The 12806-nt window shown below is 45.1% G+C and carries 16 protein-coding genes and 1 riboswitch; of the genes, 5 read left to right on the top strand and 11 right to left on the bottom strand.

The features are described from left to right. Positions 1-119: 119 nt before the first annotated feature. Genes spoVAE through spoVAC form a run of 3 tightly spaced genes read right to left on the bottom strand, consistent with a single transcriptional unit; the run spans position 120 to position 2004 of the window. Complete coding sequence (gene spoVAE / locus ACN6MV_RS07895) at positions 120-470, bottom strand: stage V sporulation protein AE (RefSeq protein WP_036675923.1); 351 nt, start codon at positions 468-470, stop codon at positions 120-122. Positions 471-472: 2 nt separating this feature from the next. Continuing rightward, complete coding sequence (gene spoVAD, locus ACN6MV_RS07890) at positions 473-1504, bottom strand: stage V sporulation protein AD (RefSeq protein WP_042125367.1); 1032 nt, start codon at positions 1502-1504, stop codon at positions 473-475. After that, positions 1501-2004, bottom strand: coding sequence for a stage V sporulation protein AC (gene spoVAC / locus ACN6MV_RS07885; protein ID WP_042125365.1), 504 nt, complete (start codon positions 2002-2004; stop codon positions 1501-1503). Before spoVAC ends, spoVAD begins: the two co-directional genes overlap by 4 nt. A gap of 517 nt (positions 2005-2521) precedes the next feature. On the opposite strand from spoVAC, the gene ACN6MV_RS07880 reads away from it, so the two are divergent. Further along, positions 2522-3595, top strand: coding sequence for a M42 family metallopeptidase (locus ACN6MV_RS07880; protein WP_419886107.1), 1074 nt, complete (start codon positions 2522-2524; stop codon positions 3593-3595). 78 nt (positions 3596-3673) lie between these two features. On the opposite strand, the gene ACN6MV_RS07875 is transcribed toward ACN6MV_RS07880, so the two are convergent. The 3 genes from ACN6MV_RS07875 to ACN6MV_RS07865 form a co-directional block, all read right to left on the bottom strand. Further along, the gene (locus tag ACN6MV_RS07875; protein ID WP_042125361.1) at positions 3674-4573 is read right to left on the bottom strand and encodes an aldo/keto reductase; all 900 of its coding nucleotides are present in this window, start codon (positions 4571-4573) and stop codon (positions 3674-3676) included. Between the two features lie 133 nt (positions 4574-4706). Beyond that, complete coding sequence (locus ACN6MV_RS07870; protein WP_419886106.1) at positions 4707-5021, bottom strand: DMT family transporter; 315 nt, start codon at positions 5019-5021, stop codon at positions 4707-4709. Beyond that, positions 5022-5366 (bottom strand): DMT family transporter, encoded by a 345-nt coding sequence (locus tag ACN6MV_RS07865; RefSeq protein ID WP_042125357.1) that lies wholly within the window; start codon positions 5364-5366, stop codon positions 5022-5024. Between the two features lie 86 nt (positions 5367-5452). Next, a riboswitch (guanidine-I (ykkC/yxkD leader) is annotated at positions 5453-5561 on the bottom strand. 148 nt (positions 5562-5709) lie between these two features. On the opposite strand from ACN6MV_RS07865, the gene ACN6MV_RS07860 reads away from it, so the two are divergent. Then, entirely contained in the window at positions 5710-6648 is a 939-nt protein-coding gene (locus ACN6MV_RS07860) for an MBL fold metallo-hydrolase (protein WP_419886105.1), read from the top strand. A gap of 88 nt (positions 6649-6736) precedes the next feature. Next, positions 6737-7081 carry a hypothetical protein gene (locus ACN6MV_RS07855; protein ID WP_052414516.1) on the top strand — a complete coding sequence of 115 codons (345 nt, stop codon included), beginning with the start codon at positions 6737-6739 and terminating at the stop codon, positions 7079-7081. A 58-nt stretch (positions 7082-7139) separates the two neighbouring features. Here the strand turns inward: ACN6MV_RS07855 and ACN6MV_RS07850 are convergent, their stop codons facing one another. The 5 genes from ACN6MV_RS07850 to ACN6MV_RS07830 all read right to left on the bottom strand — a co-directional run bounded on the left by ACN6MV_RS07850 (position 7140) and on the right by ACN6MV_RS07830 (position 9792). Further along, the gene (locus tag ACN6MV_RS07850; RefSeq protein ID WP_341111270.1) at positions 7140-7556 is read right to left on the bottom strand and encodes an HIT family protein; all 417 of its coding nucleotides are present in this window, start codon (positions 7554-7556) and stop codon (positions 7140-7142) included. A 377-nt stretch (positions 7557-7933) separates the two neighbouring features. After that, the gene (locus tag ACN6MV_RS07845; protein ID WP_419886104.1) at positions 7934-8518 is read right to left on the bottom strand and encodes a hypothetical protein; all 585 of its coding nucleotides are present in this window, start codon (positions 8516-8518) and stop codon (positions 7934-7936) included. A gap of 178 nt (positions 8519-8696) precedes the next feature. After that, complete coding sequence (locus tag ACN6MV_RS07840; RefSeq protein WP_042125348.1) at positions 8697-9053, bottom strand: rhodanese-like domain-containing protein; 357 nt, start codon at positions 9051-9053, stop codon at positions 8697-8699. After that, on the bottom strand, positions 9053-9466 hold the full coding sequence (locus tag ACN6MV_RS07835; protein WP_052414515.1) for a rhodanese-like domain-containing protein: 414 nt from the start codon (positions 9464-9466) through the stop codon (positions 9053-9055). The genes ACN6MV_RS07840 and ACN6MV_RS07835 overlap by 1 nt, the downstream gene beginning before the upstream one ends. Positions 9467-9471: 5 nt before the next feature. After that, positions 9472-9792 (bottom strand): rhodanese-like domain-containing protein, encoded by a 321-nt coding sequence (locus ACN6MV_RS07830; protein ID WP_042125346.1) that lies wholly within the window; start codon positions 9790-9792, stop codon positions 9472-9474. A gap of 101 nt (positions 9793-9893) precedes the next feature. On the opposite strand from ACN6MV_RS07830, the gene ACN6MV_RS07825 reads away from it, so the two are divergent. Together ACN6MV_RS07825 and ACN6MV_RS07820 are read left to right on the top strand one after the other, a co-directional pair. Beyond that, positions 9894-10178, top strand: coding sequence for an ArsR/SmtB family transcription factor (locus tag ACN6MV_RS07825; RefSeq protein ID WP_042125344.1), 285 nt, complete (start codon positions 9894-9896; stop codon positions 10176-10178). Between the two features lie 6 nt (positions 10179-10184). After that, positions 10185-12740 carry an FAD-dependent oxidoreductase gene (locus ACN6MV_RS07820; RefSeq protein ID WP_419886103.1) on the top strand — a complete coding sequence of 852 codons (2556 nt, stop codon included), beginning with the start codon at positions 10185-10187 and terminating at the stop codon, positions 12738-12740. Positions 12741-12806 lie beyond the last annotated feature (66 nt).

Here is a 12806-nt window from a genome sequence, read left to right as displayed (position 1 = left end):
TGAAGATCACGAAGTCAGTATACAAAAAAAACCATAAGATGAAACATCCTACAAGTTTTAAACAAAAAACGGTTGCCGTCTTTTCAGACGACAACCGTTTCAAATAGAATCATACTTGGCTAACCCTTAGGACGTACTACTAAAGCAGCCAAAAAGGAGAACACAATAGCTGACGAAATACCCGCACTTGTAATATCAAAAATCCCCGTAACTACGCCAATCCAGCCATCTCGTTCCAGCTCTGTTAATGCACCGTGGACCAAGGAATTCCCAAAGCTTGTGATTGGAATGGTTGCACCAGCACCTGCGAACTTCACCAGCGGATCGTATATTCCAAAAGCATCCGCAATCGCCCCGGCAACTACTAATGTACTCATGGTATGTGCAGGTGTCAGCTTCAATACATCGAACATCAGCTGCCCTATAACGCAAATGGCTCCTCCAATCAGAAAAGCCCATAAGTAGATCATCATTATGCTTCACCTCCACTTTCTATCGCAACAGCATGAGCCACACACGGAATACTCTCTCCTTGCTGATAAGACAGAGGGGATAAAAGTGCACCCGTTGCGACTATTAGCACCCGTTTAAGTTGACCCTTTTTTAAACGTTTAAGAATATGGCCATAGGTTACAACCGCTGAGCACCCGCAGCCACTTCCTCCAGCGATCACATATTTCTGTTTCTCAAGGTCGTAAATGAGCAGACCGCAATCATCAAAAGTAGTTTGCTCCATAGGAATTCCCTCTTTAGCTAACAGGGTTTTGGCTATAGGTAAGCCTACAGATGCCAGGTCTCCGGTAACAATTAAATCATAGTGCCCGGGCGATAGGCCTGTATCCCGAAAGTGCGCAGTAATTGTATCCGCCGCCGCGGGTGCCATAGCCGTACCCATATTAAAAGGATCTGTCAAACCAAGATCCATAATACGTCCAAGTGTGGCTGAAACCACGACTGGATGGTTACCAGAGCCGTCATTTTGACCTACTACAGCACAGCCCGAACCTGTAACTGTATATTGTGCTGTCGGGGGTTTCTGCGAGCCATATTCCGTTGGATAACGAAACTGCTTCTCCACTGTACAGTTATGGCTGGATGTTCCCGCGAGCACATACTTACTGCCTCCAGAATCAACGATCATTGAGGCAATAGCAAGGCTCTCCATAGAAGTAGAGCAAGCACCAAAGACTCCGAGATAAGGCACACCTAATTTTCTCGCCGCGAAAGAGCTGCTGATAATCTGGTTCATCAAATCGCCGCCAACAAAAAACTCCAGCTTTTGTTTATCGATATTCGCATTAATCAGAGCCAGATGGGAAGCCTTCTCGAACAAAGCGCGCTCGGCCTTCTCCCATGTCTTCTCGTCCATTTCCAGCGTATCAAATATAAAATCAAAATCTGAAGCTAAAGGACCTTCTCCCTCCTCTGGGCCAACTACTGCGGAAGAACCTAAAATAACGGGACGGTTCGTGAACTCCCAAGTTTGACTACCAAGCTGTTTCATGTATGTGCACCTCCACCTGTGCCCAAGATGAGATACACGATCCCAATGATGAAAGCAGCGACAGCTCCAAATACGATGACTGAACCCGCTAGCTTAAACATATTGCCGCCTACACCAAGCACAAGGCCCTCAGCGCGGTGTTCTAAAGCTGCAGAGCACATACTGTTTGCGAACCCCGTAACTGGAACTGCAGTTCCAGCACCAGCCCACTGAGCCATCTTGTCGTACACACCAAAGCTGGTCAGGATTACAGAGAGCAGTATCATCACCGCTACTGTCGGACTGGCGGCTTCCTTGGAGGTCATATCGAATATGGCCATAAAAGCCTCCTGAATACCTTGTCCAATAACACAGATTATGCCGCCAGCAATAAACGCTCGTATGCAGTTCTTAAATACGGGCCTAGCAGGAACAAAGGGCTTGGACAATTTCTCGTAATCTTGTGGAGTCAGGGTGTCAAGCTTCAGCTTGACACCCGATTTCTTAGTTTTCGCCGGCATTGAGGCACCTCCTGAAAGTTAGGCGAAGGGGGCTGACAAGCATCATTGTACTCACTTTAAAGCCCCTCAAGTTGTTCTTCGCTTAGAAGTTTTCCTTATTGTTTGCCATCCTCCGCTTCGTTATGTCCCTCCAGTTCAGGAAAAATACAGTAACACAACAATCAGCAATAAGAAAAGCACAAAAATAAGTACTGCTTCTCTTTCCCTTGGATTGTGGCGCCAGTATCTTCTGCGCATTCCGCTTACTTGTAGGCTTTTACTAGAGAATCCTCCCTGCACCCTTCTTTTGGGTACGCTGCCCGCTACCCTCATTCGTCTTCGCATCCTTTCTAAGGCTCCTGCCACCAAAGCCTCTAATGCATAGTATTCGTGGAGCTCGTGCCCGGTGTTCAATGTCTCTAATCATGGACAAGTGAGCTCAGAATGTTCATACTAGGTTGAAGGAAGAAATAACGATGCCATCCATTATGGATAACATCCGTTTCTCGTAGAAATATAAGAATTGGAGTGAATTCATATGAATCAAGAAACATTGGACATGTTTAAAACACTTACCGAATTTCCCTCAGCCCCAGGATTTGAGCGCGAACTCCGCGCTTACGTCAAGGATGCTATGACTCCTTATACTGATGAGTTCGTACAGGATCGTCTCGGAAGTTTGTTCGGCATACTGCGCGGCGAAGAGAACGGACCAAAGATTATGGTCGCCGGGCACTTTGACGAGGTAGGTTTCATGGTAACTGGAATTACTAACACCGGGATGATTCGTTTTCAACCCCTTGGCGGCTGGCTTGCCTCTGCTGTTGCATCCCAGCGCCTACATATCATTACACCTAAAGGAACGCTGACCGGTGTTGTTGGCAGCACGCCTATCCATTTGCTAAGCAACGAAGAACGCGGCAAGACTGGTGAGATTAGCAAAATGTATATCGATATCGGTGCAGACAGCCGTGAGGAAGCAGAAAGCTTTGGCGTTAGACCAGGCCAACAAGTTCTGCCTATTTGTCCGTTTACCCCTCTTGCTAATCCCAAAAAAATCTTGGCGAAAGCTTGGGACAACCGTTACGGCGTAGGTCTCGCCATTGAACTAGTTAAAGCATTGCACGGTAAAAAGCTGCCGAATACCGTTTTTGCTGGTGCAACTGTACAAGAGGAAGTAGGCTTGCGGGGCGCGCGTACTGCGGCTAATCTCCTGTCACCGGACATCTTCTTCGGTCTGGACGCGAGCGCTGCTGCAGATATGACAGGAGACAGCCAAGCATTTGGCCACCTGGGTAAAGGAGCTCTCCTGCGCATCTTTGATCCTACGATGGTTACACATCGCGGTCTGATTGAATATGTACAAGATACAGCGGATACCCACCGGATCAAATATCAGTACTTTGTTTCTCAAGGTGGAACAGATGCGGGGCAAGTTCATGTTAGTGGAATCGGCGTTCCTTCTGCTGTAATCGGAATATGCTCCCGCTACATACACACCGCTTCATCAGTGATTCACAGCGATGACTACGATGCTGCTAAAGAGCTTCTGATCAAGCTGGTAGAAGGTCTTGACCGGACTACGTTACAGACAATTATTGAAAACAGCTAATCGCATAAGAAATGAAAGAAGAAGCCCTCAAACACTTTCGCAGTGAATGAGGGCTTCTTTTATGTGAATAGCGCTTATTTAAATCATATCCAGCGGCACTTTCCAAGACGGTATTGGGAAAGCTTCATCCAGCTTCCAAATTTCATCCTTACTTAGGGTAATCAAGCCTGCGGCAGCATTCTCAATGACATGTTCACGAGAAGAAGCTTTTGGAATAGAAATAATATCCTCTTCACGCATTGTCCAAGCTAGCATAATCTGAAGCGGAGTTGCATTATGCGCACTGGCGATTTCCTGAACGACTTCACTCTCGATCACTCCTTTTCGGAGTGAACCTGCTTGAGCAAGCGGTGAGTAAGCCATTACCGGGATCTTGTGGCTTCGTTGCCATGGCAGCAATTCAGTTTCAATTCCTCTGGACCCTAAATGATATAGAATCTGATTGGTAGCACAATGAGTTCCTCCAGCAATACCAAGCAGTTCTTTCATATCGTCGACATCGAAATTGGATACACCCCATCTTGCTATTTTTCCTTGAGAGACTAGTTTCTCCATACCTACAACAGTCTCTTCTAGTGGAATATCTCCCCGCCAATGCAGCAGATAAAGATCCAGATGATCCGTATTCAAACGTTTCAGACTTTCTTCACAGCTGCGGATAAGGCGCTCATTCCCGGCATTATGTGGATAGACTTTTGACACCAAGAAAACTTGATCCCGAATACCCTTGATAGCCTCACCCACTAAAAGCTCCGAGCGCCCGTCCCCATACATCTCAGCCGTATCTATTAAATTCATGCCTAGTTCCACGCCTAATCGCAGGGCAGCGATCTCTTCCTCCCTGCGGGAAGCGTCATCGCCCATATTCCAAGTTCCCTGCCCGATTCTGGAAAGTGACGTTCCATCTGGAAGCAGCATGCGGTTAGATTGGTTCATTCTTGCGATTTCAGCCAAATGTTCGATTGAATCCTTAGTCATATTAAAAATCCCCTTATTGAAGTATTGTATACTTACTTTATACGACCTATAAGAACCTTTCTAAACATCTGAATCGTGTCTAAATTTTAACTAATCTCTCTTTTGTAGAGAAAAATTACGAATGAATCCCAAACTAAGCTATCAGTTTTAGTCCCACAGCGGCCCCCAGAATCATAATAATACAGACGATCCGGCGCCAGTCTTTGGCCTCTCCATACAATATCATCCCCAGAATCGCTCCGCCGGATGCACCGATTCCTGTCCATACCGCATAAGCTGTTCCCATCGGCAGACTCTTCATAGCTAAAGACAGAAACAGAAAGCTTGCTCCGAAACCAAGAAAGAGCAGCGCTAACGACAGGAAATTCCGGTGTTTATTCAACCTATTAATCATAGCTACTCCAAACATTTCAAATAAACCAGCAACAACCAGAAATACCCATGCCATTTAAGACTCCCCCTTTACTTCGGCTTCTTTGGTCACCATTTTCAATCCTATAACGCCTGCCAGCAAAATAACCACTAGAACCAGCTTCATCAACTTGAACGGTTCTCCGAATAAAACCATGTCCGCAACTACTGTACCTGCAGTTCCTAGACCAACAAACACGGAATAAACCGTGCCGACCGGCAATTTGGTACTCGCTGAAATCATCACATAGAAGCTTATTATTATAGCTACCACAGTTATCAGCCACTCCCACATCGTGGAGGCATGTTTTAAGCCGATGACCCACATGACCTCGAAAACAGCTGCACCAACTACCTTTAACCACTCTGAATTGTTCTTCATTCCAAGCCCTCCTTCAATTCACTAACTTTATAATTGCCCACGAAACAAACAAATAAGCCCGGAAGGTCATCGTCATTTATAACGATACCTCCCGGGCTTTTATCCCTCCGTGTAGACACGAACGATGCTGTTCGTGCGTTTTCCCTCGGACCAGACCAGCTGTGCACCAGCTGCGGAACCCTAGAAAACAATAACTATTAAGTTACATCGTATGGTAGCAAATCGGGGTGATAAAATCAACCTTTTCTAAATAAAAAAAGAACAATCTCACAGCGATCAATTCCATAAAATTGTAAAATAGCAAAAGTATTGATGCTTGATTCCCTATGAAAAGAGGTTGATCATGTTTCACTCCAGACATTTTAATTGTGTACCGATAACCGAAGGAATTTACGTCCTTGAAGCCAAGGAGCAAGGCGGAGCCATGAGCAATGCAGGATTAATAGATATGGGCGACCACACATTAATTTTCGACACGTTCAATACTCCACAAGCAGGTAAAGATCTTAGAGAGGCTGCTTTATATTTTTTTAATCAACCCATAAAATACATCATCAACAGTCATTGGCATGGAGACCATGTTAGAGGAAACCAACACTTTTCGGAGGAACTAATAGTATCTTCTAGTACTACAAGAGAGCTCATGATGAAGACTCAACCTGAATGGCTCAATCGTATGAGGAACCTTCTCCCTAACCTAGACGAAGACATTCTTAAACTAAACGCTTCTATTGATCACGAACATCATGCTTTGAAACAAAAAGAACTGTCCTCTGAGCTTTCCTATCTACTAGAAATCAAAGAGTCCATACTAACACTTAAAGTGACGCTGCCCCAGCTGACCTATGATCGAAAAATAACCCTACACGGATCGGCGAGAACCGTTGAACTCTTATCGGTGGGTGCAGCACATACTGATTGTGATACAATTCTATATTCACCTTCGGATTCCATCGCTTTTGTTGGAGATATTGTCGCCGTTCATAATCATCCACTCCTAGTAGATGGTGACCCTATATCATGGTTGGAGGCACTTACTTTCATCGAGAATTTAAATGTAGACCTGTTAGTCCCTGGACATGGACCTGCTGCTTCTAGCCCTTATATCCAACAAATCAGACAATATATAAATGATCTAATTAGCATTAGTAAACAAATGGTTGTGGAGAATGCTCTGATGGACGTGAATAATATAGAAATTCCTGAGCCGTACCTTCACTGGAAGTTTGGCAGTATTTTTTATCGAAATCTTGAGTTTCTGATCAAAACAGCTAATCGCTGATTCCATTCCCTTAAATCCATCTATTCGATATTATGGTACAATTTTAAAAAGTACAGCTTATAATGAACAACTGGGAGGGCGATCAATAGTGGTGTTTGGAATCCTGTTTATTGGAGTTGTTGTATTTATTATCATACAGGCCGTAGTTCGCAATGGTTCAAGCAGCTCGAACAGCAACAAATTTGAGAGGAATAGACGTGATGATGCGGCCAGTATGTCTTTTATGGCAGCCAGCCATCCAGATCTATTAGATCCAAATAACCCGAATCACTCTAATCACTCTAATCACCACCAACATCATCACCATCACGGTGGCGACTCCCATCATCATTCCGGACATGACAGCGGGCATAGTTGGAGTGGGGATAGCGGGCACAGTAGCGGGGGAGATTTCGGTGGAGGAGATTCTGGCGGCGGTGGCGGATGTGATTAGTGCGCTCTGTTTAAAGAAAGGGGCATCCTGATATCGCTTCAGGAATGCCTTTTTATGTTTATTGCTTTTTTAATAAGTTAAGAATCTTTGCTTGCGTGTGACTTAATAACTTCTCAGCACCGTGTGGGTGTAGTGGTTCACTCCAAGCGAATCCATCGCCTTCGTATCTAGGGATAAGGTGCATATGGTAATGGGTCAAATCATTAAACTTTCCGCCATTTTGGCATATGCTTATACCATCCGGTTTGAACAATGTTTTCAGAACGACTGATAACTTCTTCGACCCATCCATTATCGCATACGAAGTCTCTGAATCGATTTCTTCGAGATCCCAGTAATGCTTTTTAGGAAGGATCAGAGTATGCCCTTCGTTAAACGGAGCGATATCTAGTACACAAGTAATAAATTCATTTTCATATACTACTTTTACGTTAGGCTCAATTCCATTAGCAATCCGACATCCCAAACATTCCATATTGCACACTCCATCCTATATCTAAGGTCATGTCATTAAAAGCGATCCTAGCGCATTTTTACCGGATGTACGGAGGCTTCGCCTGCGTTGCATTCGTCCAAAAATACACACTTTGGTGTTGTTATACAAATTACGGGAAGGAATGATATCCTCTTCGCGTATTCTCCATTTCCGATGCAATATTGCTCTCGTGTAATATCCCAGAATGCTTTTTGTACCTCTTTCGCCCATTTCACGCCTTTCAGCCGATATCTAGGGGATTTTTGTACCTCTTTATGAAAGCTTACCATAGTTGATCATCCTTAAAGGAATGCTTATATTCATATCGGCAAACTCTACCACTCTTCTCCAAAACTATAGGACTAAACTTTCCTTTATTACAGAGAAAGACTCAAACCTTTTATAGCCGTACGCTTATCAATCCCAAGCACCTTCACCAAATCAACCGGTCGAATACAACCATTCGAACGCACAGCAATCCGCAAAATATCACGCTCCAGTCGGCTGAACTCCTCCTTCTCTTCCAGCCTCAATGCGAGGTACGGCATCAGCAACGGCCGAAGCAAAGTAATCGTAAGTTCAGGACTTGCTTCCAGGTCATCATAAGGAATCGCCACCACCCGATAACCCGCGATTTGCAGATAAGTCTCTCGATTTAGCTCCTGCCGATAGCGCGTCCTGTCTGTATTTTGCACATGCGGGCCGTAGCCTTTTACTTCAAACGCAAATTTCACCTGCCCAGGTTTCCACACAAAATCAACAAAGTAGAGCCTGCTGCGCCAATCCAACACTTCATATTCAGGATGGAGGTCATTAAGATGACCCATCATAGCCCACCATACCTTCTCAAAAAACATCCGCTCACCATGGCCATGTCCCCGCTTCAATCTCCCCCGCCTTTCTCCCGTCCTTCGACTTATATGCTCCTCTACCCACTTACGATGTTCCTCCGCAAATCCCATACGTCACCCTCCTCCTCGACATAAAAAAATCCCGCACCCAATATCGGTACGGGACGTGCTTCGTCCTATTAATCAAAAGTATAGTATTCGCTTTCTGATACTGTCAATAACACTCTACTATCAACGTTAAAGCAACCTCAGTGAGCCTATCCTCAATATAAAATGAAATCCACTAAGCCTACCTCCGACCCAACTTCCCATCCCAGCTACTTACCCCGCCCTGCAAATGTGCAAGTCGAGTATATCCGTGCTTACTTAGAATCCGTGCTGCACTTTTGCTTCGCATACCACTGCGGCAGTAGAGTAGCACATCCCGATCTTTCGGGATTTCCCCTAGTCGCTGCTCCAGCTGGGATAATGGGATGTTTTTCGCCCCCTGAATAAATCCACTCTTGTATTCATCCGGTTCGCGTACATCGATCACGAGCTTTGTTTTAGATCTATCCATTTCATTGCGGAATTCTGCCGGCTTCAATGTTCTAACACTTGCGCTTTTACCAAATCCGAGACGGGACATCCATGAGCTTAAATCCATTATCCTTCACAACAACCTTTCACAGAAATGTCGGAGAGCGTTCTTTTGTTCCCTAAAAAATCACCGTTTACCGCATATAACTTTCGAAAGCCCTGCTTATAAAGAATTCTCGCAGCTTTGTTTCTTTTATAATAACTATCTGCAAGAATTAGGACCGAATCGCCCGGGGATAGACAATGCTGCCATACATAAGCTAGCCGCCCAAGCGATATATTTATCGAACCACGGATATTGTTCTTCTCATAATCTACGGCATCCCTCACATCGAGCATTTTCATGTCCAATGATTGATCTGCTAATTCGCGAACGTCGCGTGCTTCCACAAATGAGAGTGAACGGACAGGCCAAGCGTAACGTAGGACCCGCACAAGACTTATTACTAATAGAACAAATAGTATGATCCGAACCGTCATGGCTATTACCCCCGCACCAAAAAATCATCCGTCCAAGCACCTAATCCACCCGTCATGTTCACAACATTGTATCCCTTTTCGCTCAGCAGCTCACACGCCAGTCCACTTCGACCACCACTTAAGCACATCACAATTGTCTCTGCATTAGGATCTAGTTCATCTATACGCATTAACAGCTGTCCAAGCGGAATATGCTTAGCACCGATCACATGTCCCTCCACCCATTCGGCGGGTTCGCGTACATCCAGCAGCGTAGGAGCTTCTCCATTCTTCAGACGTTCCGCCACTTGCTGAGGAGTAATTTCCTTTGGAATTTTAAAAGCCATCGAGCATCTCTCCTTCTCTTTTGTAAAAATAACTTGATTTTTATATCACTATATCATAATATTACGATATAAGGATATTGTAAAGCGAGGAGTTCATAACCATGGACAAAAATTTTAAAGCCTATAACCAAACCGCCGAAACCTTAAAGGCTATCGCTCATCCCGTTCGCTTATGCATCATTAAAGGACTGCTTGAAAAAGGCAGCTGCAACGTTAGCTTCATGCAAGACTGTCTTGACCTTCCACAATCTACGGTATCACAGCATTTACAGAAGCTTAGATCCCTAGGCATTGTCGAAACCGAACGTAATGGACTGGAAATTAACTATTCTGTTAAAGACGAGAAGATCAAACATCTAATTCAGCTATTTTTAGGGGAGGACTAAATCATCATGAGTAAAAAAGTACTGATTGTCGGAGGAGTTGCAGGAGGCGCATCAGCCGCCGCCAGGCTTCGGAGATTAGATGAAGAGGCTCATATTGTAATGTTTGAGCGTGATCCGTACATTTCTTTTGCCAATTGCGGACTACCTTATTATATCGGAGGTTCCATTCAGGACCGTTCCAAGCTGCTGGTGCAGACACCGGAGGCGATGCATAAACGGTTTAACATCGATGTTCGGATTCAAAGCGAAGTGGTGTCTATCGACCCTGTGAACAAGAAAGTGCGAGTAGAAAGTAAAGAAAAAGGCTCCTATGAAGAGAGCTATGATGCGCTTATTTTATCACCCGGTGCTAAGCCAATTCGTCCGAATCTACCTGGTATCGAAAGTTCCAAAATTCACATGCTGCGCAACATTCCCGACACTGACAAAATCAAAACCAAAGTCGCAGCCGAAGGCACTCGTTCCGCCGTTGTGATTGGTGGTGGATTTATCGGTGTTGAGATGGCTGAGAACCTTAGAGAAGCTGGACTGGAAGTATCCTTGATCGAGGCGGGTCCGCAAATCTTAGCTCCGTTCGATCCTGAAATGTCTTCTATTTTGGCAAAAGAGCTTGATGAGCATGGCGTTAATCTTATTTTTTCGGATATGGTTCAAGGGTTTGCAGATGTTGGTGAACAAATAGAAGTTCAATTGGCAAGTGGCACGGTGCTGCAAAGTGATATGGTTCTGCTGGCTATCGGCGTTTCGCCGGATACCTCTTTCCTGAAGGATAGTGGCTTAGAGTTCGGTCCACGCGGGCATATCTTGGTCAACGAGCGTATGGAGACAAACTTGGATCAGGTTTACGCTGTCGGTGACGCGATCGAAGTGATGGATTTCGTAAACGGAACTAAAACCGCCATTCCATTAGCAGGCCCTGCCAATAAACAAGGTCGGATTGCAGCGGACAACGTTAGCGGTCTAAACACTACTTATAAAGGTTCCCAAGGAACTTCCATTATCAAAGTATTTGGAATCACAGGCGCTTCTACAGGCAATAACGAAAAAACACTACAGCGCTTGGGCTTACCTTATCACGTGATTTACGTACATCCAAGCTCTCATGCAACTTATTATCCGGGGGCAACTCCGATATCTATGAAGCTGATTTTTGATCCAAAAGGTACGGTGCTAGGAGCACAAGCTGTCGGTTACAGTGGAGTAGATAAACGTATCGACGATATCGCCACAGTTATTCGGTTCAGAGGTACGGTCACTGATTTATCGGAATTGGAGCTTTCTTACGCCCCTCCTTATTCTTCCGCTAAAGATCCGGTGAACATGGCTGGCTTTGCCGCTGAAAATATTTTGCAAGGCATGACCACGGTATTCGTTCCAAAGGATTTAGAAGGACGCGACAAGAACAACACCATTTTAGTTGACGTGCGTTCGGAAATCGAACATGCCAACGGCCATATTGAAGGCTCCATTAACATCCCTGTAGATGATTTGCGTGGTCGTCTAAGTGAGCTTGACCCTAGTAAAGAAATTTGGGTGTATTGCCAAGTTGGACTTAGAGGCTATACGGCTTCCCGGATTTTGCAGCAAAAAGGTTTCCGTGTGAAGAATCTGACCGGCGGCTATAAGACGTACCAACTGAGCAAATTTACTCCTACGAAAAAAGATATCTCAGCGCCAACCACTACGATTTCAGCAGCCAGCAAAGAGATTGCAGCAGCGGGATCTGGGTCAGCTACGGCGTCTGGATCAGCAATGGCGACGGCCACGAGAAATGAAAATGGGATTCCCGTATCCGCACCAGCCAAACAAGAATTAGATTTAACACCTGATTCCGTGCTTGATGCTTGCGGACTATGCTGTCCCGGGCCGCTGATTCAAGTCAAGATGAGCATGGACCCGCTCTTGGACGGACAAATCTTGAAGGTAACGGCTTCCGATCCGGGATTCTATGAAGATATCAAGGCATGGGCTCGTATGTCTAAGCACACGCTTTTGCAATTAACGAAGCTGCCTACGGGCATGATCGAAGCTTATCTGTGCAAAGGTTTGAGCGAAGAATCCGCACTAGCAGGAACACAACCCGTCCAAACTAGTAACGCAAGTACGATGGTTGTGTTCAGCGGGGATTTGGATAAAGCGATTGCTTCCTTCATCATTGCTAATGGAGCAGCCTCCAGCGGCAAAAAAGTAACGATGTTCTTTACCTTCTGGGGCTTAAACATTATCCGCAAGGATGAGAAAGTACCTGTGAACAAAAATTTCATCGGAAAAATGTTCGGAGCGATGATGCCACGCGGCAGCCGGAAGCTAACCCTTTCCAATATGAACATGATGGGCATGGGCTCCAAAATGATTCGTTCTGTAATGAAGAACAACAATGTCTCTTCTTTGGAAGAGTTGATTCAGATGGCTGTCGACCAAGGTGTCGAGATCGTTGCCTGCCAAATGTCTATGGACCTTATGGGCATCACCCGTGAAGAACTGATCGACGGCGTAAAAATCGGCGGTGTAGGGTATTACCTCGGTCAAGCCGATCAATCTAATCATAATCTATTTATCTAAATTGTTATAATTAAAGAGACTCCTCTATTTATATAGAAGAGTCTCTTTTTTTAGCCACAAAGACAT

It is taken from the genome of Paenibacillus sp. B-A-8 (assembly GCF_048572915.1).
GTDB lineage: Bacteria > Bacillota > Bacilli > Paenibacillales > Paenibacillaceae > Paenibacillus_AQ.
This window is presented reverse-complemented; position numbering and strand designations above follow the sequence as displayed.